The organism is Salipaludibacillus sp. CF4.18, assembly GCF_051262595.1.
Lineage (GTDB): Bacteria > Bacillota > Bacilli > Bacillales > Salisediminibacteriaceae > Salipaludibacillus > Salipaludibacillus neizhouensis.
On record NZ_JBIMEV010000016.1, the window covers coordinates 67,157 to 86,482 of the forward strand.

At 36.4% G+C, this 19,326-nt stretch carries 18 protein-coding genes; 3 read left to right on the forward strand and 15 right to left on the reverse strand.

Translation table 11 applies throughout. From position 1 onward, the window contains the following. Positions 1-190: 190 nt before the first annotated feature. The 11 genes from glpK to ACHABW_RS12125 form a co-directional block, all read right to left on the reverse strand. Positions 191-1,687 (reverse strand): glycerol kinase GlpK, encoded by a 1,497-nt coding sequence (gene glpK, locus ACHABW_RS12075; protein WP_435755559.1) that lies wholly within the window; start codon positions 1,685-1,687, stop codon positions 191-193. Positions 1,688-1,702: 15 nt separating this feature from the next. Next, positions 1,703-2,551 carry an MIP/aquaporin family protein gene (locus ACHABW_RS12080; RefSeq protein WP_435755542.1) on the reverse strand — a complete coding sequence of 283 codons (849 nt, stop codon included), beginning with the start codon at positions 2,549-2,551 and terminating at the stop codon, positions 1,703-1,705. Positions 2,552-2,754: 203 nt separating this feature from the next. After that, positions 2,755-3,312 carry a glycerol-3-phosphate responsive antiterminator gene (locus ACHABW_RS12085; protein ID WP_435755543.1) on the reverse strand — a complete coding sequence of 186 codons (558 nt, stop codon included), beginning with the start codon at positions 3,310-3,312 and terminating at the stop codon, positions 2,755-2,757. A gap of 16 nt (positions 3,313-3,328) precedes the next feature. Beyond that, positions 3,329-4,339 (reverse strand): aldose epimerase family protein, encoded by a 1,011-nt coding sequence (locus ACHABW_RS12090; RefSeq protein ID WP_435755544.1) that lies wholly within the window; start codon positions 4,337-4,339, stop codon positions 3,329-3,331. 220 nt (positions 4,340-4,559) lie between these two features. Beyond that, positions 4,560-6,098 carry a GNAT family N-acetyltransferase gene (locus ACHABW_RS12095; RefSeq protein WP_110936905.1) on the reverse strand — a complete coding sequence of 513 codons (1,539 nt, stop codon included), beginning with the start codon at positions 6,096-6,098 and terminating at the stop codon, positions 4,560-4,562. 335 nt (positions 6,099-6,433) lie between these two features. Further along, positions 6,434-6,898, reverse strand: coding sequence for a chemotaxis protein CheX (locus ACHABW_RS12100; RefSeq protein WP_435755545.1), 465 nt, complete (start codon positions 6,896-6,898; stop codon positions 6,434-6,436). A 46-nt stretch (positions 6,899-6,944) separates the two neighbouring features. Then, positions 6,945-7,619 (reverse strand): DUF2225 domain-containing protein, encoded by a 675-nt coding sequence (locus ACHABW_RS12105; protein WP_435755546.1) that lies wholly within the window; start codon positions 7,617-7,619, stop codon positions 6,945-6,947. Between the two features lie 341 nt (positions 7,620-7,960). Beyond that, positions 7,961-8,923, reverse strand: a complete 963-nt coding sequence (locus ACHABW_RS12110) for an ABC transporter permease (protein ID WP_435755547.1) — start codon at positions 8,921-8,923, stop codon at positions 7,961-7,963. Then, a complete protein-coding gene (locus ACHABW_RS12115; RefSeq protein ID WP_435755548.1) occupies positions 8,924-9,988 on the reverse strand; it encodes an ABC transporter permease in 1,065 nt (354 codons plus the stop codon). Further along, on the reverse strand, positions 9,985-11,511 hold the full coding sequence (locus ACHABW_RS12120; protein WP_435755549.1) for an ABC transporter ATP-binding protein: 1,527 nt from the start codon (positions 11,509-11,511) through the stop codon (positions 9,985-9,987). The genes ACHABW_RS12115 and ACHABW_RS12120 overlap by 4 nt, the downstream gene beginning before the upstream one ends. Positions 11,512-11,577: 66 nt before the next feature. After that, positions 11,578-12,732: a BMP family lipoprotein gene (locus ACHABW_RS12125; protein ID WP_435755550.1), complete on the reverse strand. Its 1,155-nt coding sequence runs from the start codon at positions 12,730-12,732 to the stop codon at positions 11,578-11,580. A 469-nt stretch (positions 12,733-13,201) separates the two neighbouring features. Here ACHABW_RS12125 and ACHABW_RS12130 point away from each other — a divergent pair, with 469 nt between their 5' ends. Further along, complete coding sequence (locus ACHABW_RS12130; protein ID WP_435755551.1) at positions 13,202-13,453, forward strand: hypothetical protein; 252 nt, start codon at positions 13,202-13,204, stop codon at positions 13,451-13,453. On the opposite strand, the gene eutH is transcribed toward ACHABW_RS12130, so the two are convergent. The 4 genes from eutH to ACHABW_RS12150 all read right to left on the reverse strand — a co-directional run bounded on the left by eutH (position 13,434) and on the right by ACHABW_RS12150 (position 18,190). Further along, positions 13,434-14,534 carry an ethanolamine utilization protein EutH gene (eutH, locus tag ACHABW_RS12135; protein ID WP_435755552.1) on the reverse strand — a complete coding sequence of 367 codons (1,101 nt, stop codon included), beginning with the start codon at positions 14,532-14,534 and terminating at the stop codon, positions 13,434-13,436. The genes ACHABW_RS12130 and eutH overlap by 20 nt on opposite strands. Positions 14,535-14,776: 242 nt before the next feature. Next, positions 14,777-15,208 carry a hypothetical protein gene (locus tag ACHABW_RS12140; protein WP_435755553.1) on the reverse strand — a complete coding sequence of 144 codons (432 nt, stop codon included), beginning with the start codon at positions 15,206-15,208 and terminating at the stop codon, positions 14,777-14,779. 259 nt (positions 15,209-15,467) lie between these two features. Next, positions 15,468-17,309, reverse strand: coding sequence for a PAS domain S-box protein (locus ACHABW_RS12145; protein ID WP_435755554.1), 1,842 nt, complete (start codon positions 17,307-17,309; stop codon positions 15,468-15,470). A gap of 308 nt (positions 17,310-17,617) precedes the next feature. Continuing rightward, on the reverse strand, positions 17,618-18,190 hold the full coding sequence (locus tag ACHABW_RS12150; protein ID WP_435755555.1) for a hypothetical protein: 573 nt from the start codon (positions 18,188-18,190) through the stop codon (positions 17,618-17,620). Positions 18,191-18,318: 128 nt separating this feature from the next. Between ACHABW_RS12150 and ACHABW_RS12155 the strand changes: the two genes are divergently transcribed. Both ACHABW_RS12155 and ACHABW_RS12160 read left to right on the forward strand, forming a co-directional pair. Further along, positions 18,319-18,966 carry an SDR family oxidoreductase gene (locus tag ACHABW_RS12155; protein WP_435755556.1) on the forward strand — a complete coding sequence of 216 codons (648 nt, stop codon included), beginning with the start codon at positions 18,319-18,321 and terminating at the stop codon, positions 18,964-18,966. Positions 18,967-19,070: 104 nt separating this feature from the next. Then, positions 19,071-19,298 carry a hypothetical protein gene (locus ACHABW_RS12160; RefSeq protein ID WP_110936917.1) on the forward strand — a complete coding sequence of 76 codons (228 nt, stop codon included), beginning with the start codon at positions 19,071-19,073 and terminating at the stop codon, positions 19,296-19,298. Positions 19,299-19,326: the final 28 nt, after the last annotated feature.

Here is a 19,326-nt window from a genome sequence, read left to right on the forward strand (position 1 = left end):
AACACCCTTCCTATTTGTAAAAAAATGTAATAAAAAAAGAGACTACAACAACTTATGCATTAAGAGTTTTCTCTCATGCGCAAGTGATGTAGTCTCTCCATAATCTCCAGACCATTTCATACGTTTATTAAATTAATTTCATTGTAACACAGTTTTATTAACTTTTAAAATATTGGATATGCTCATTAATTTATCTTTTAAATTTCATCGTTGCTTCCACTGCAGTTTTCCAACCATCATATAGCTCTGTCCGCTTTTCTTCATCCATGTCCGGTTCAAATGTTTTTTCAATATGCCATTGCTTAGCAATCTCTTCTTTATCCTTCCAAAAACCTACAGCTAATCCTGCTAAATAGGCTGCACCAAGTGCCGTCGTTTCTTGAATTTCTGGACGTTCCACAGAAACTCCCAACATATCACTTTGAAACTGCATTAAGAAATTGTTTGCAACAGCCCCTCCATCTACTCGAAGGGTTTTCAAATCAATTCCTGAATCAGCGTTCATCGCATCTAGGACATCTTTCGTTTGATAAGCTAATGATTCTAGTGTTGCACGGATAAAATGTTCCTTTTCCGTTCCACGTGTAATTCCAAAGATAGCTCCCCGTACATCACTATCCCAATACGGTGTCCCAAGACCTACAAAGGCCGGGACAACATACACGCCATCAGTAGATCCAATTTTGGTGGCATAACCTTCTGTCTCTGAAGCTGATTTCACCATTCTCAATCCGTCTCGTAACCATTGAATAGCTGAACCTGCCACAAAAATACTTCCTTCTAAAGCATATTCCACTTTTCCATCAATGCCCCACGCAATGGTTGTGAGCAATCCGTGATCTGATTTAACCGCTTCTTCGCCTGTATTCATCAGCATAAAGCAACCTGTACCATACGTATTTTTAGCCATTCCTTTTTCAAAACAAGCTTGGCCGAACAGTGCTGCCTGCTGATCTCCAGCTGCACCTGCAATCGGAACCTCTTCCCCGAAGAAATGGTAGTCTACGGTTTTAGCATACTCTTCTGAAGACGGTCTTACTTCAGGAAGCAATGACTTTGGTACACCTAGAATATCTAATAGTTCCTCATCCCACTTGAGTTCATGGATATTGTACATCAATGTTCTAGAAGCATTCGTATAATCTGTTACATGTGCTTTTCCACCTGATAATTTCCATATTAACCAAGTGTCCATCGTTCCAAATAATAGTTTTCCTTGTTCCGCTTTTTCACGTGCTCCCTCTACATTATCCAAAAGCCATTTCACTTTCGTTCCGGAAAAATAAGCATCAATGAGCAAACCGGTTTTATCCCGAAACAAATCATTATATCCTTTGTCTTTCAACTCATGACAGATCGGATCTGTTAATCGCGACTGCCATACTAACGCATTATGGATTGGTTTGCCTGTTTCTTTATCCCAAATTAATGTTGTTTCTCTTTGGTTCGTAATGCCAATCGAGGCAATTTCTTTAGCAGAAACATTTGGATTACTTAATACATCAGCAATTACCCCTAAAATAGATGACCATATTTCATTTGCATTATGTTCAACCTGACCTGGCTTGGGAAAAATTTGTCTAAACTCTTTTTGTGCGACATCGACAATTTTTCCCGCCTTATTAAACAGTATCGCTCGTGAACTCGTTGTCCCTTGGTCTAATGCTAATACATACTTTTTTTCCATCATAATAATCTCCTCCTATTGTGCTTTTGTTGTTGTTGGATTATGAAATACTTCCTTATTAGGTAGCGACTCCAGATCTTTCTTATGAAGCTGCATAGATAGAAATAGTACTGCGAAAAATGCAGCTATAAATATCCATAATGCATGATAGACCATGCCTTCAAATAATGCCGCATATGTTAGAGAACCTAATCCTCCTCCAATAATTGGTCCAGCAATGGGAACCCATGAGTATGCCCAATTTGAATTCCCTTTTCCTACAATCGGTAAAACAGCATGGGCAATTCTCGGTCCCAAATCACGCGCAGGATTAATTGCATATCCTGTCGTACCTCCTAAAGAAAGGCCAATCGCTACGATTAAACAGCCAACAATCAATGGATTTAAACCTTCAGTAAATTCGTTAGCACCAATGAACAATAAACCAATTACTAATACAAACGTACCGAGTACTTCACTGAAATAATTTGACGGCGTGTGTTTAATTGCTGGATCTGTTGTAAATACAGCTAGTTTCGCGCCTGGATCATCTGTATCTCTAAAGTGGGCATAATATTGGAACCATACTAGTGTAGCGCCTATAAATGCTCCTATTAATTGAGCAAGAATATAGCTTGGTACTTGTGACCAAGGGAATTCGCCTATCAAAGCAAAACCAACAGTAACAGCTGGATTTAAGTGCGCACCGCTAACTTCCCCGACAGCATATACTCCTAAAGCCACTCCCAGTCCCCAAGCAACCGTAATGACTATCCAGCCACTCGCTTCAGCTTTCGATCCTTTTAGTACCACACCTGCAACAACACCGGCTCCAAAAATGATTAAGATCATTGTACCAAAAATTTCGCCTACAAATGGTGACATATCCTTTCCCCCTTTAAAAGTAGTTAGAGACACAAAAAACCAACGACAATACACCCAAGGCTATTATGGCCTCCGTGTATTTTCGTTGGTCTCCATGTCTCCACCGAAAAAATTTATTAACTTAGGTTCTATTGAAACACAGGTTTGTAAACGTTGTCAACGTGAAAATAGTAAAAATTGGATAGATTTTTAGAATTTGAGATTTAATTCTCATATTTTTCCTGATTCCAAAGAGCGCGGTTCGAAGTTGTAACAGTTGTCGCTCCGGCGTTTATTGCTGAATCGACCTCTTCATCGGTTCTAATAAGTCCGCCTGCTATAATCGGAATATTAGTTTTCTGATAAATTTCCTGAATAATATGAGGAATTACCCCCGGCAGTACTTCAATACAATCCGGTTCAATATGTTCAAGCATATTATAACTAGATTCAAGTGCAATAGAATCTAGTAAAAATAACCGTTGTATCGTAATTAATTTGGCTTTCTTAGCAGTACTTAAGACCCCTTTTCTTGTCGAAATAAGTCCATCGGGCCGTATATCACGACATAAAAATTGAGCCGCATACTCATCACTTTTAAGACCTTGCACCAGGTCCGCATGCAGTAGTACCTTTTTATCATTGTCATGCAGCATTTTGACAATACTTTTTAACTGGCCTATGTGCGTGTTAAGTAAAACAACATACTCATAATCTGTTTTTACTACTTTATCTAAATCTTTTAAATCACGGATTGCAGGTAATATCTTTGAGTTAAACATGACACTCCCCTATCCTTTAATATCTGAGATGGAATACAGTTCTTTTTTCATAAATCTCATCTTTATTTAATAAATATGATTCATTTTGATTTGGCACCTCTTGAGTTTCCAAACAAATACCTGCATACTTTATTGCTTTGCCGCCATTTAACAGTGGAGTCGCTTGAATTTGATTCGCTGAATAAATGACTACAGCTGGGTCATCTGTTTTGACTCTGATCGAACGCCCTGACTGGTCATCGGTCAACACAATTTTTTCTTCCGCCTGTTTATCGAGTAAAAACGGATGATCTATTCCTCCTCCAACAAGAGCAACTTGCTCTTCAGAACTTTCTATTGCACGCTTAATTTTTTTCTTCGTTTTAAAATTAAACGCATCTATTTCTTCTACATTTAGTTTTTCTTTTGGTATTGATCCTTGATCCAATACATAAACCTCATTACTTCCCAATTGTAAGTCATGGTCCAGTATATCTTGTTTCATATCACCTGATAGATTAAAATATGCGTGGTTTGTTAAATTAATAGGTGTCGTTTTATCCGTTTCCGCATGATAATCAATAATAAACTGATTATCCTCCGTCAATTGATACGTCACCTGGAACTTTACATTTCCGGGATAATCATCTTCTCCATCTGGACTCGTGTACTCGAAATGTAAAGCTGAGTTTTCTTCCGTCACATTCCAAAAGCTCTTAGATAATCCTTTTACTCCTCCGTGTAAATGGTTGTCTCCATCATTTAAAGCCAATGACACAGTCTCGCCATCTATGTATAGCTTTCCATCTGCTGTTCTTCCTGCTGTTCTGCCAACTATTACACCTAGGTAATAAGGATTCTTTTCATACAAAGCATAATCATCATACGAAATAATTACATTTTCGTTAACTCCATTTTTATCAGGTACATTCAGTTCCGTGATAGCACCCCCGTAATTTAAAGCCGTTAGTTCTACTCCATTACTATTTGATATCGTATAAGCATAAACCGATTTACCCTGAAAAGTACCTACGTGTTTTTTTGCCATGTTATAATCTTCCTCTCTGATAATGATCTCACTATTAGTAAACGCTCTCTATTTATTGTAGCCGAATAATGAGAGCAAATAAAGAAAACTTACCTTCAGATTAAAAAAAGTTCCTATAATTTACATAAACTAATCTATCAACATCAAAAGGTGTGACAAAAGTCTCGCTAGATCTTTTGTCACACCTATTAATATCGGATCTTATTTACATCTAGAATCTTTAACAGTCATAATTCACTTTGTACAAATCTTTCCTACGATCACGCCATTGCGTAACATTTCCTGATTTTCTTTGTCTTCTTAATAACTCTAAGTCCACATCACCTACAACAACTGTTTCAATATTAGGATGACATTCTCCCACGATACCGTCACGAGGGAAAGCAAAATCCGATGGAGTAAATATTCCTGATTGAGCATACTGAATATCCATATTTTCTACGTGAGTAAGGTTTCCAACTGTGCCCGCAATCATCGTATAAATTTGATTTTCAACGGCACGAGCTTGAGCACAATACCGTACACGTAGATACCCTTGTCTCTCATCCGTACAAAATGGAGTAAAAATTATATTAGCGCCTTTTTCTGTTGCGATTCTGCCAAGCTCAGGGAACTCTATGTCATAACAAATTTGAATGGCAATTTTGCCACAATCTGTATCAAACACTTCTACTTTGTCTCCACCATGAATGCCCCAAAACTTTCGTTCATTTGGCGTTATATGAATCTTATACTGTTTCTCAATCGTGCCGTCTCTTCTGAATAAATAGGCAATATTATAAATTTTACCTTCTTCTTCCACAAAATGAGAACCGCCTATGATATTTACATTATATTTAATCGCTAAATCAGTAAATAGATTAATATATTCCTCCGTGTATTCCGTCAAACGTCGAATCGCCCGGCTTGGACTTTTCTCATCCATAAACGACAACAACTGTGTTGTGAATATCTCTGGAAAAACGACAAAGTCTGATGTATAACTTGCACCTACATCGGCATAGTACTCGCACTGCTGGGCAAATTCTTCAAAGGAATTTATTTTCTTCATCATATATTGAATGGCACAAATTCTTACAGGAAGTGCTGTTTTAAAGTGACGTTTTGTTGTTGGGCGATAATCAACATTATTCCACTCCATTAAAGTTGCATATTTCATGGAAGCATGGTCATCTGTAAGATAATTTCTGTTTACCCGTTTTAATGTAAATGCGTTCATTACCTGAAATGTTAAAACAGGATCATATATATTATGACTCATCACTTCATCTACATATTGTCTCGGTGTAAGTTCCGCTGCGTATTTACGATAATTCGGTATTCTGCCACCAATAATCATACTTTTTAAATTCATTTCCCTTGCTAACTCTTTTCTTGCCTCATAGAGTCTTCGTCCAATTTTCATTCTTCTGAAATCTGGATGTACAGCTACTTCAATGCCATATAAGTTGTAACCTTCATCATCGTGATTTGTAATATAACCTTCATCCGTAATTTCATCCCAAGTATGCTGGTCATCGTATTCATCAAAATTTATAATCAAGCTGGAACAGGATCCAATAATTTCTCCATCGAACTCCACGCAAAATTGTCCTTCCGGAAACACTTCTAAATGACTCATTATGTGAGATCTTTTCCAAGGATCCATATTTGGAAAACATGCTGTAGAAAGTTTTATTATATCTTCAATATCGCTATGACGAATGTTACGTACGATAATTTTCTTTTCAAATTTCGATATATCTAGTTCTTCACTCATCAAATCACCCTTTTCCATTTACTATCATATAGTAAAAACGGTCTAAATCTCGTATTTAAAGATATCAATAATCCTCCATATAATCTAAAGGAATCCCTAGAAAAAAGCAAGGTTTATGAAGTGGTATTGATTGGGTATTTATGATTTACATATTAAACAGGTATTATTCAGGGATGTTAGTCGAATTCAAGCCTCTCTGTTCGGCAAAAAACAATCTCTAAATAACCAATAGTTTTATAAATCCTTGTGATAACAATAACACGTTTCTATGCAAAAAATTGAGGATGGAATAATTCCAAACTCAATTTTCTTCTATGTATATCTATAGTTACATTTCAGTCACTATTTTCGGTTAGAGATATGTGCACTTCGATCTTTCCCATTATTGAATCCATCGGGATCGTAATAAATCTTTTGTGAGGGCGGAAATTAGACTTTCCATCATTAACAACTGGCGGCGTAACATCAACAATAATATTTTCCGAGGAAAGCTCTGTTGCAGTCGCTCCCGCTACCCAATTACCAAACTCTTGGATTGCACTCCAACCCATGTCATCTAACGTTTCAATTGTTATTCCTCCCATCATGCTCCCAACGATCTTTTTAGCTGTTTCTGCGTCAAAAGAACAAATAATTTGACCGTTTAGCTCTCCATGTGCCCCTAAGACAGCAGATACCTCATTCGAAGCTAGAAATTCTTTAACGACTTGTGGAGATCGGTGTGATATTTCAATCCCAAAATGATTACTCATCATTGTTTTTGTAGCTTTACATACAGCATTAATATGTTTAGCATTCATATTTTCTCAACACCTTTACATCACATTTTAATTAAAGCTGAATAAATCAGATTGCTCTAGCCTCTTGCCATTGTTCCCTTGCTTTTTCAACGATAGCTGCTTCTTTTTGCTTATCTTTGTGTTGAATGACTTTTGAGAAATAGTTAATTGATTGCTCTTTCTTTCCAACTTTTCGATAGTATTCTCCGAGCAAAAATAACAACATTAACTCGCTTACACCCTTTTGTATAAAATCGCCATGTTTATAGGAATCTTCGAATTGTTCTAACGCCATTACAATAAACCTGGTTTCTTCTTGTTTTTCGTTCATAGTTCGAAATAACCAACTTAACTTCATACACAAGCTTCCTCGAACGATATACGGTTGATTGGTTATTTCAGCTGCAAGTATAGCTAATTTATATGTTTTTACGGAATGTTCATAACTTCTAGTACCGGAGAAATCTTGGCTTGTCCAATATTTAGATACCTTCTGATTGAATTGCTTCTTTATACTAGGTTTAAGTGTAGAATCAAATTGTTCATTAAAACCATAACCACAAGCTGAACATACACTTATCTCATATAAAACCGGATTTAATTGCTCATCCTTATAATCTTTGGAGTAATCATTATATACCTCATTCACTCTTATAAATCTAGAACGGATCTTTTTTGAATAAAAGGTAAGGTTGCAATTTGGACACGTAACTTCTTTATCATACAACGGATCTAGATCCATATGCTCATTAAACCCCCCTCAATAGTACTACTGTCTTTATATAGTATAAAAGACCTCAACCTAAGAAGGAAGTATTTTTGTATGATTCAGTATAATAAATTAGATATACCTAGTAAACCATATGAAAAGCGCATAGCGTCTTTTATTAAATTATCAGAGCCTTCATAATTTGTCCGATGAGTCTAACAGAAATCGTCCGCTTAGAGCTGATTCGAATATCTTTGTTAGACAGCATCAAACAATCTCTAAAAAGCCAATTATTTAATAAATTCATGCAAAAAAAGGTGAGAAAAAAGATCAAATTCGATCTTTTTTTCTCACCCTTTATTAACATACAATTCTTATCTACTGCCTTTTTCAAAAGGCTGATTTAAAGCTTTAGGTGATTCAGCTTTACCTACAAAACCTGCTAATGCAAGAATTGTTAATACGTATGGCAGAATTAACATGTAAACTTGAGGAACATTATCTAATCCTGGAATTTGCTGAGCTGAAATACTTAAAGCCTGAGCAAATCCAAAGAAGATTGCTGCCCCCATTGCACCTACTGGATGCCATTTCCCAAAAATTAAGGCTGCTAACGCCATAAAACCTTGACCGACAATTGTATTTCCAGCAAAGTTTCCTGCAGTAGTGATAGCAAAAATTGCTCCACCTGCCCCACCAAATGCACCACTTAGCATAACAGCAATATAGCGCATTCGGTTAACATTGATACCCATCGTGTCCGCAGCGATCGGATGTTCACCTACAGATCGAAGACGCAATCCGAAAGGCGTTTTAAATACTACATACCAAACAATTGCCACTAAAACAAATGCAATGTAGGTTGTTGCATAAACACGTGGAAATATCAACTGTCCAATCACCGGTATATCGCTTAGTAAAGGGATTTCAACTCTTGGAATTCTAGATGCAACAACATCCGTTTGTCCACGATCAAAAACTTCCTTTACAATAAACACCGACAAACCAACTGCCAGAAAGTTTAATGCCACTCCACTGACTATTTGATCTGCTTTTAACGTTATCGATGCCACAGCATGGAAAAGGGAGAAGATAGCACCTATAACGATTGCAAATAAAATCCCCATCCACGGTGCAGCGTCCCCAAATCCTAGAGACTCAAAAATTAGCGTACCAACAATTCCTCCAAAAGCGCCCATGACCATAAGCCCTTCCAGACCTATGTTAACAATACCGGATCGTTCACTGAATAAACCACCTAGTGCAGTAAGAAGTAAGGGAGTAGCAGCAATTAGAGCAGCTGGGATAATGGTATAAAGAATTGATAATATATCCATCTATTTACCCTCCTTCTTAAATTGCAACTTCGTGTAAATCCATCGAACTAAATAACTAGAAGCCACAAAGAAAATAATTAGTGCAATGATTATCTCTACAAGTTCTGGTGCAACTCCCGCGGCTGCCTGCATATTATTGGCACCTTCTTTTAAGCCACCAAAAAGAAATGCCGCTAAGAATATACCGATAGAAGTACTTCCACCGAGAAGTGCTACCGCAATTCCATCAAAGCCATAGCTTGTAAATGCCGGAAGAATATTAGCATACTGATAAGTTCCCAGTCCAAGCATCGCACCACCGACACCAGCAAATGCTCCCGAGACCGACATGGAAAGACTGATATTAAAATTAACATTCATCCCAGCATACGATGAGGCATTTTTATTGAAACCAACTGCTCGAAGTTCAAAACCTTTTGTTGTTTTCCATAAAATAAACCACATAATAACACAACTTATAATCGCAATAAGAAATCCCCAATGTAATCGGGAGAAATCAGTTAAAGCAGCTAAATACTCTGAAGATAGAGATGCACTGCTATGAATAAAATCGGTTCTTTGCCCAGAAGCCAGTAAGTTGTTGCGAATGAAGTGGTTGACGATATGTAAAGCAATATAATTCATCATTATCGTAACGATAACCTCATGAACCTCAAACCTCGCTTTTAGTAATCCGGGCACAAATCCCCAAAGTGCTCCGGCAATTGCCCCGGCAGCGATAGCTAACGGAAGATGAATAATCATAGGTGCTTCAATAATTATTCCAACAAAAACAGAGGCAAACCAACCTACGATCAACTGACCTTCCACCCCTATATTTAATAATCCAGTTCTAAGGGCAAATGCAACAGCTAATCCCGAAAAAATTAGTGGCGTCATCCGTTGTAAGGTTTCACCAAAGTAGTATATTTCTCCAAAGACTCCTTGAAATAAAGCAACGTATCCCGTGATTGGATTGTGACCACTTACCAGCATTATCACAGCACCAGCCAAAAAACCAAAACCGATCGCAATTAGCGGTATAGTAATCCCGAATAGTTTACTTTTCAACACATTTCCTATCACTGCACATCACCTACTTCCCTTTTACCACCAGCCATAAGAAGACCCAGTTCTTTTTCATCTGTATCTTTTGTATCTAAAATATCGACAATTTCACCGTTATATATAACAGCTATTCGGTCACTAAGGTTAAGTACTTCATCTAATTCTAAAGAAACTAAAAGAACAGCCCTACCTTTATCTCTCTCTTCTACCAACTTACGGTGAATAAATTCTATTGCCCCTACATCCAGACCACGAGTTGGCTGAGCTGCTATGAGTAGTTCAGGGGAACGATCAATTTCCCGAGCAATAATAGCCTTCTGCTGGTTCCCGCCTGACAAGGCACGAGCAAATGTTTTTTCATTTGGTGTTCTCACATCGTACTCTTCAATAAGCCCCCGGGATTTATCATACATTTTTGTATAGTTCAAGATTCCCTTCGAAGTATAAGGTTTCTGATAATACGTTTGTAATAATATATTTTCCCCAACTGTAAAATCGAGTACTAATCCATGTTTATGACGATCTTGAGGGATATGCCCTACACCTGATTCTGTTACTCTACGAGGTTTATATCCACTAATATCCTGCCCAGAAACTGAAATTGTACCACTCTTTAAAGAACGTAAACCTGTTATTGCTTCAATAAGCTCTGTTTGACCATTGCCATCAACTCCAGCTACGCCCAAGATTTCCCCAGCCTTTACTTCGAGATTAAGTTTGTTGACGACATTGACTCTACGTATATCTTCTACGATAAGGTCTTTTATTGTTAAAACCGGATTTGTTGGCTTGGCTTCCTTTTTTTCAACTTCAAAGCTAATCTCACGCCCTACCATCATTTCCGCAAGTGTGCTTTCAGTCATTTCACTAACATTAACAGTTCCGATTCCTTCACCTCGACGGATTACGGTACACCGATCGCAGACTTGCATGATTTCCTTCAATTTATGTGTAATTAAAATAATGGATTTACCTTCTTTTATTAAGTTCTTCATTATTTGTATTAACTCTTTAATTTCTTGAGGTGTCAGAGCAGCTGTTGGTTCATCGAATATCAAGATATTCGCACCGCGATACAGCGTTTTTAAAATTTCGACACGTTGTTGCATTCCAACTGAAATGTCTTCAATCTTTGATCGCGGATCAACTTTTAGACCGTATCTTTCTGAAATTTCAGCTACATCTTTTTCTGCTTTACGGAGGTTTATCGTTGTTCCCTTCTTTGGCTCTTTGCCAAGAATGATGTTTTCAGTTACAGTAAATTTTTCAATGAGCATGAAATGTTGGTGAACCATCCCTATCCCGCATTCAGTCGCTACATTAGGATCTGTGATGGCTACTTTTTCACCGCGGACCCTTATTTCGCCTTTTTCAGGTTGATACAGGCCGAACAAGACGTTCATTAGTGTTGATTTCCCTGCTCCGTTTTCACCAAGCAACGCATGAATTTCGCCTTGCTTGACCTGTAGCGTAATATTGTCATTGGCAACGATACCGGGAAATTCTTTCCTTATATTGTTCATCTCGATTACGTATTCCAATGTGAACACCCCTTCGGACTCATTAACAAAGGCTAGTACAAGACTAGCCTTTGGTTAATGTCTTTATTATAGTGACCCTTCGAACTCTTCATACTCTTCATCTGTTTTAGGTACTACAATTTCTCCACTGATAATCATATCCGTATATTCTTCCACAGCAGTCAATGCTTCTTCAGAAACATTCTCTCTAGATTCAGCAATACCAACACCAGCATCCTCTAATGTAAACTCAAGGACTTCACCGCCTGGATATTCACCGTTCATTGTTGATTCAGCTACTTGGTAAACTGCCTCATCCACACGTTTCACCATAGAAGTTAAAATGACGTTACCATCATCCCAATCACCTTGAGTTAACGCCTGGTCTTGGTCCACACCAATTACCCAAACATTCTCTCCATCTTGTGCGCGTTCAATTGCATCAGTAATCAATCCATTACCAGTTGCTCCGGCTGCATGAAAAATAATATCCGCACCGTTGCCATACATAGCGTTACCGATTTGTTGTCCTTTTGATGCATCGTTAAAGTTTTGTGCATATTGTGTAGCAATTTCAATATCTGGATTTACAAATTTAGCTCCAGCTTTAAAGCCACTTTCAAACTTTTTAATTAATTCTCCTTCGACTCCACCAATAAACCCAATATGATCTGTTTCAGACTGCATAGCAGCAACAGCACCTACTAAAAATGAACCTTCATGTTCTGCAAAAGTGATATTTGCAATGTTAGGAATAAGATCTCCATTATCATCTGTTACAACAGTATCTACGATTGCGAAGTTTTGATCTTCGTTTTGAGCAGCAACAGTTTTAATATCATCTTCCATTAGGAATCCAATAGCAAATGAGATATCTGTGCCTTCTCTAGCAATACGGTTTAAGTTAGGTGCATAATCAGAAGCATCACTAGATTGAACATATCCTACTTCTGCATTTGGATAATCTTCGCCAAACAGTGTAAGTCCCGCCCATGCTGATTCATTAAATGACCGATCATCAACACCACCAATATCGGTTACCATTTGAGCTGTAAAAGCTTCTCCTTCACCAGCTGCTTCATTGTTTCCAGTATTCTCATCCGCGCTATTATCAGCAGCTTCGTTAGCGTTATTTCCTCCATCATTAATTGGAGTACTTTCATTGTTTTCTTCCCCGCAAGCAGCAAGCAATGTACCTGCAGCTAAAACTGAAGACATTAACATCATGACACGTTTTTTCATCTTGTAAATCCCCCTAGTTTTTTGTTTTTTCTGTTAAGTGCTTATGAAACACTCTGACAGCAATGCCATTATTATGACATAAATAGCTGAAAATTATAATCTATAAAAACGGTATCAAAAAACAATTCTACTTGTACGATGTCTGACGACTTTTTAAAGCGGAATTTGCCTTCGATAGTTTTCTAGATTTGCATATAATATACCATTATTTGAAAAGAGAATAAATACTTTTTTACAAATATATTAAATATATATTATTTATTTTATTATCCATACTCATTAACCATAAATTCATCAATTATGATGTAACATTACTTCCTAAAGACGCTAAAAATGATAGCTTTTATACCATAATCCATTTACGAGCTTATTACAATATTATGCAATTCTTTAAAGTTTTTAAATGATTTAAAAGGGGAATGCATACATTATATAGAAGTATTAGTTGTAAGAAAGGGGTTGGATAATAGTGGAAAAAAGCACTCATTCATTTAAATATAAGTGGCATAGTTTTTGGCTTGATTGGCATGAGACAAAAGAACATTATTATGGAAGCTCTAGACACCAAAAAAAGAAAATTAAACATACTTTTAAAGCAGCAACCGTAAAGAATGACTTATTAAATTCAAGCTCAACATCTACTTCTAATTTAGAGGAAATAAATTCTGCCCCGGTAAAACAACACAGCGCCAAGCTTAATCCTAAAGTAACGGAGTCCTGATTTTTCCGTTACTTTTTTTTGTAATTATGTAAGCTATTATGACCGCCATTACTCCAGCTGAGATTTTCCCAATCATCATAGGAAGAACCATTTCGGCTTCTACAGCGGCTGAAAACCCTAGATGTCCTCCTAATACAAATGCACCACTAACAGAAAAAGCAATGTTAATCAGTTTCCCTTGTTCTTCCATTTCATGGATTTTTTTAAACATTGGAATGCTGTGTGCTAATGAAGATATTAATCCCACGACTGTTAATTCCGTCAACCCGATTTTTTTTATGTACTCGCTGCAAAGCGGAATAACCTTTGTTCTAAAAAAATGTACAAGTGGAAATGCACCAGCAAGGGTTAATACAATGAGTCCGACTATTTCCATCGAGTCCTGAAACGGTGTCAGACCCGCGATGATAGTTATATCACTTAATTCCTGTACAGCAACAACAGCTATTATAGAAGAAACTAGCACCATTATTACTCTTCCTGCAATAACAAATAGTTGAATCATAAAGTTTTTAAGCCAGAATAATCCTGCAATAATTACCACTATAAATATTAGAACCGGAAGCAGTTGTAAAATTAAAAAAGTTGGTGCGTAACCCGCAACTAATCCAGCTATAAATGCCCCTGCCGGAATAGGAATGAGCCCAATCATTATGCCTTTCGCCAAAATTGGATAGTCATTCTTTGAAATAAGTCCTAATGCCACAGGTACCGTAAATACAAATGTTGGTCCAAGCATGGTCGACATAATAATTCCGGAGAACAAACCTGCCCTTTCATCCTCTGCCAATTCTATCGCTAAAGAATAGCCACCCATATCTATTGCCAAAAGCATACCTGGAAACATCGCCGGATCTGCACCTAAAAATGAAAAAATCGGCGTCACAATAGGTTTCAGTGACTCTGCCAAGACCGGTGCTATAGAAATCATCCCTACCATTACTAAGGCTAGTGGCCCCATAGCCTGAAAACCCTCATCAAATGCTTTTCCATAGCCTCTTCGATTCCCTAAAGCTTTATCTATAACTCCAATTATTAAAAATAATAATAGAATATAAATCACAACAGTATGTATTATCACGATTTCACCTTCTTTATAAGAAAAACGCAAAGCGTCTTTTATTAAATACAGCTTAATCTTTAAAGCCCCCCCGAGTAGCACCTACTTAATGCGTGTAGGTGCTACTCGAAAGGAGGCGAACTTCCCTTGATGCATGTGGCGTAAAGATAGCTGTCAACTTATAATTTCGTGCATTATAAGAAAAACGCAAAGCGTCTTTTATTAAAAAAGGTCACTTGCCTCAAAGGACCAGTGACAGCTTTTCATTTCGTGAATTCTCCACTAAACTCAGAGATACCTATCATCCATAAAGCTTCCACTTCTTCAGGTGTTAACCTGTTCAAAACCATGGCTTCCAACTCTGCCTGTTCTTCAGATGTAAGCCCCCTCGACGCTTTTGCAGTAATATCTTTAATTTCACTAACTGTAAAATTACTGACAAGAACCTTTGTCGCCTCTTCTTTAGTAGAGAAAGCCATGTTCTCCGGTATTTTTCCACTACTAGTCTCGCTATTATATTTATCTAGAAGTTCACCAACTTGAGGATCTTCGAGAAGTTTTTCAATTCCATCATCAGCCAATATTTCATTAGCAACTTGATCCACCAAATAGTCCGATGCATAAGATAGTAAGATGCGATACCCACCATAAGTTAACCCAATTATAATTACAGCAAAAATAAATATCTTTTTCATATATTGCCTATCCCTCTCCTACAAACAGTTAACTCTATTATAAAATCCATAAGTAGAAAAGCAAGGTATTTTTAGTCCGCCTAAGTCACTACAATTTTTTTCGGAAATCTCCGAAAATTCTGTGGAAAACGATTTAAGAAAAACGCATTGTAGTATTTAACGCTTGGATCATTCTTCCACGGGAGGAGCGCGGATTCTTCCAAACAATAATTTTTAATAAAGGCAGTTTACATAATTAAGCGCTCATTGATAACAAAAACTATTGTTTAATATAGACTTTTTCATATGCAGGCAATCGTATTGTAAAGGTAGTTCCCTCCCCTTCTTCACTTTTCACCTTTATATCTCCACCATGATCTTCAATTATTTGATAAGAAACCATTAAACCTAAACCAGTGCCTTTTTCCTTCGTCGTAAAAAAAGGTTCGCCAACTTTAGAGAGCAAGGATTCAGGGATTCCACATCCTTCATCGATTACTTCTATTACCACAAAATTATCTTCTTTTTTCGCTTTAACAGTAATTTCGCCGTGGTCCATTGCTTCAATGGCATTTTTGATAAAATTCATAAATACCTGCTTGATTTGATTACTTACCCCTTCAATTTCAAGTGGGGTATTCATTATGTCTTTCGTAATATAAATATTTTTAATAATAGCTTGAGTATTTAAAAGAGTGACAATATGTCCCAATAATCCATCTAAATCACATATTTCACTTTTTGTTGTTTGAGGTTTAGACAGAATTAACAGTTCATTTAATATTTGTTCAATTCTTCCGAATTCGGATTTCATAATGTCAAAGTATTCTTTTTTTCCTTCTCCAGTTTTTTCTATCAACTGAAGAAAGCCCTTTAACGAAGTTAATGGATTTCTAATCTCGTGCGCAATCCCAGCCGCAAGTTGTCCCACTGCTGATAATTTTTCCGATTGGTAAAGCAATTCTTCTGACTTCTTTTTTTCTGTAATATCCCTAAAAGTGTAAACTCTTCCTACTGTTCGATTTGAAGAAATCATTGGCGTCATCACGTAATCCATAATGATTGGTTTATCATCTTTTCTAAAGAAGGTTACTTCAGATTCTCTGATGACGCTTTCACCGGAGGGAAATTCTCCTTCAGATGGATAGATGGTTTTATCATCTCTATTTTGGTGAAACATTGCATTCAGATGCGTGATGTTAAGCTCTTCCTTGGAATAGCCAGTCATATTTTTAGCCGAGTCATTCCACATTACAACGTTGTTTTGTTCATCGATACCTAAAATCCCCTCATCAACTGAATCAAGAATCAGCTTATTCATATGAGACACTTCATTATATTTCTCCATATTGTACCGCTGATTAGTGATATCCTTGACGATTCCGTAAACTCCTATAATATTTGATTGTACAATGATAGGAATGGCAGTTAATAAAATATAAAAAGGAGTACCAGCTTCCAATGTTAAATTTAACTCTATGGCATTTGGTTTTCCAGTCTTTGCTTTATCAAATAAGTCTTCCATAACGCTCTTCTTACCTCGTGGCAAAAATTTACGAAAATCACTTCCTAATAAAATTTTTTCATCGATTGGAAATAATTTTTTAAAGGCAGAATTAATTGCCAGGAGGTTCCCATCTAAGTCAGCAGAACATACTGCATCAGGGTGTTTATGAAATAATGTCCGATAACTTTCTTCTACTACTTCCATTGCCACATGTTTTTCTGTTATATCTTGGAATATGATTATTAGGCTTCCATTTTTGGGATAAGCCTGTATATGCCACCATGAATCATATTCTGCTAGATATTCATCGAATTCTACCGGTCTATTTTTCATAAGTGCATCATGGTATCCCTCATAGAGTAGTGTTCGAACAAAACTTGGGAACTCCATCCAAATATCTTTATAAATTAAGGATTCTCGATTCTTTTGGAGAATAGATTCAGCAGCAGAGTTTATGTAAGTGAAATCCCATTTATTATTCAAACAAATAACTGCATCTGAAAGATTATCAAATATCGCCGTAAATGAGGTCATCACATCAGATAAATCATCGCTAAAATCGACAAGAGAGAATATATTATTTTTCTCTCCACTTATTTTATCGATATTTTTCATATTTACACCCCCCATCTTGTCCCATTTTTATACTATCCCTATTTTACCAAATAACTCATACAATCACATATTTTTTTATCCCTTAAAAACTATGTTTCTCAATGTTATTCTTCATTTTTCGTCAAAAAAAATAACCTTCTTAGAATGTTGTGTCTATTCCTGTAATTTTTTTATTTAAACGGTAAAGAGTTTTAACATGTCATTGAAGACTTCTTTTATGGATTTCATTATTTATCCCTCGACTATTTATATAATAAATAGCAAATCACAAAGATTAATATTAATTCTATAATTCGTTTTTAAACAATTTAATTCAATTCTTTTACTTCTAACAGTATAGATGTTGTGTAGGAATGATCTTCTTTCGTTTGACCAGTATTAATCATGAACTCAGATCTTACTTCGACCTCGTATTCTCCTGGTGGGAAGCCTTCTTCTTTTATATATGAATTCATAAATGCGGCAGTCTTATCATTATTATCATTGGGTAATGCCTGCTTATCATATTCCTCTTCATACCATTGATCATATTCAAGAATAGTATTTCTGAAAGTGTTTGTTACAGCAAACGGGATCTCTACCCCTCTGGTTGATTCTACAATATCAAATGTAAATGGACTGTTGGCGTGAGTAATCACTAATTCTTCCTTATTTCCTCTATATTTTAACTTCCCGACAATTGTTATCGGTTCTCCAGCTTCATACACTGCATTCTTGGAAACTAACCTAAGTATAAAGTCACCAGCATCTGTTTCGGAAACAACCAAGTCTTCCTCTGTCATTGCTTCAACATTTTTTTCCTTTTGTGTGCACCCTATAAGAGAAAAATTAAAATAAATACTAGCAAAATAAGCAAAATTTTCATCAAATCCTCCTTTCATACATCATTCTTTTATCTTACCGCTTTTATCAAATATTACTCCTGACTAATAATGAACCTTGATATGATCAAAAGAATGTTTAATGGAATTTTGGAAGGGAATTACTATTAATGGAAGGAGAGATACAAATGAAAGTTTTAATAATTGGAGCTAATGGACAAATAGGAAAACATATGGTGAAAATGTTAGGTTTAAGCTCTGAACATACAGTTAAAGCAATGGTTCGAAAGGAAGAACAGCAAGCTACGATGAATGAGCTTGGAGCAGATGAAGTAGTAATAGGTGATTTAGAAAAGGATTTCTCCCACGCCTATGATGGGGTAGATGCGGTTATTTTTGCTGCAGGCTCAGGTGGAAACACGGGAAAAGACAAAACGGAAGCAGTTGATCTTAAAGGAGCCGTCACTTCAATTGAGGAAGCAGGAAAAATTGGGGTTCAACGTTTTGTGTTGATTAGTACAATTTTAGCTGATCGACCAGAGGATGGTCCCAAAGAATTACAACATTATTTAAAATCTAAAGGTGCTGCAGATGAAGCTTTACAATATAGTTCCTTAAATTATACAATTCTGCGTCCAGGCGGTTTATCAAATGATCCTGCAACAGGCACAATTACTGCTAAATTAAAGTTAGATGATCTAAACTCGACAATATCTCGTGAGGACGTAGCAAGCGCTGCTGTAAATGCACTCACAATTTCAGAAACATTTTATAGTACGATCGAGATTCTATCTGGCAATACCTCTTTAGGTGAAGCCCTTAAAACATTCAAATAATTTCAAACATAAAACAAATTCTTCTCTTCTTTGTATAATTTATTGCACGGTTAGATCATAACTATTATAATTAATTTACAAGGAAGATGGGGAGGAGAGTTCTGATGATTGCTTTAAAGCAATTTTCAAAAGAGCAAAAATTTGATTTTGGAATGAACCTGGCTATTATAGGGCTAGCAATCCTGATCGGTGTTATTGTTGGTATGAATGAAGAATGGTTTTTAGCAAGGAATTTTACTGCAGGCTATATGGCTGGTTCTCTTTTAGCAGCTTTATTATTATTTGCTCTTTATAGGACAATAGTTTTCTTCGTGAATTTAACAAAAAAATGAGTGTTTTGTTTTTAAAATTGATATTAAC

What these genes read in the sequence shown, in the direction of transcription:
- ACHABW_RS12140 (WP_435755553.1), bottom strand. Translation starts at nt 15,208, where the DNA reads ATGAAAAAGATATTTATTTTTGCTGTAATTATAATTGGGTTAACTTAT.
- ACHABW_RS12080 (WP_435755542.1), bottom strand. Translation starts at nt 2,551, where the DNA reads ATGTCACCATTTGTAGGCGAAATTTTTGGTACAATGATCTTAATCATT.
- ACHABW_RS12110 (WP_435755547.1), bottom strand. Translation starts at nt 8,923, where the DNA reads ATGGATATATTATCAATTCTTTATACCATTATCCCAGCTGCTCTAATT.
- ACHABW_RS12155 (WP_435755556.1), top strand. Translation starts at nt 18,319, where the DNA reads ATGAAAGTTTTAATAATTGGAGCTAATGGACAAATAGGAAAACATATG.
- ACHABW_RS12105 (WP_435755546.1), bottom strand. Translation starts at nt 7,619, where the DNA reads ATGGATCTAGATCCGTTGTATGATAAAGAAGTTACGTGTCCAAATTGC.
- ACHABW_RS12145 (WP_435755554.1), bottom strand. Translation starts at nt 17,309, where the DNA reads ATGAAAAATATCGATAAAATAAGTGGAGAGAAAAATAATATATTCTCT.
- ACHABW_RS12125 (WP_435755550.1), bottom strand. Translation starts at nt 12,732, where the DNA reads ATGAAAAAACGTGTCATGATGTTAATGTCTTCAGTTTTAGCTGCAGGT.
- ACHABW_RS12150 (WP_435755555.1), bottom strand. Translation starts at nt 18,190, where the DNA reads ATGAAAGGAGGATTTGATGAAAATTTTGCTTATTTTGCTAGTATTTAT.
- ACHABW_RS12090 (WP_435755544.1), bottom strand. Translation starts at nt 4,339, where the DNA reads ATGGCAAAAAAACACGTAGGTACTTTTCAGGGTAAATCGGTTTATGCT.
- glpK (WP_435755559.1), bottom strand. Translation starts at nt 1,687, where the DNA reads ATGGAAAAAAAGTATGTATTAGCATTAGACCAAGGGACAACGAGTTCA.
- ACHABW_RS12100 (WP_435755545.1), bottom strand. Translation starts at nt 6,898, where the DNA reads ATGAATGCTAAACATATTAATGCTGTATGTAAAGCTACAAAAACAATG.
- ACHABW_RS12095 (WP_110936905.1), bottom strand. Translation starts at nt 6,098, where the DNA reads ATGAGTGAAGAACTAGATATATCGAAATTTGAAAAGAAAATTATCGTA.
- ACHABW_RS12085 (WP_435755543.1), bottom strand. Translation starts at nt 3,312, where the DNA reads ATGTTTAACTCAAAGATATTACCTGCAATCCGTGATTTAAAAGATTTA.
- ACHABW_RS12160 (WP_110936917.1), top strand. Translation starts at nt 19,071, where the DNA reads ATGATTGCTTTAAAGCAATTTTCAAAAGAGCAAAAATTTGATTTTGGA.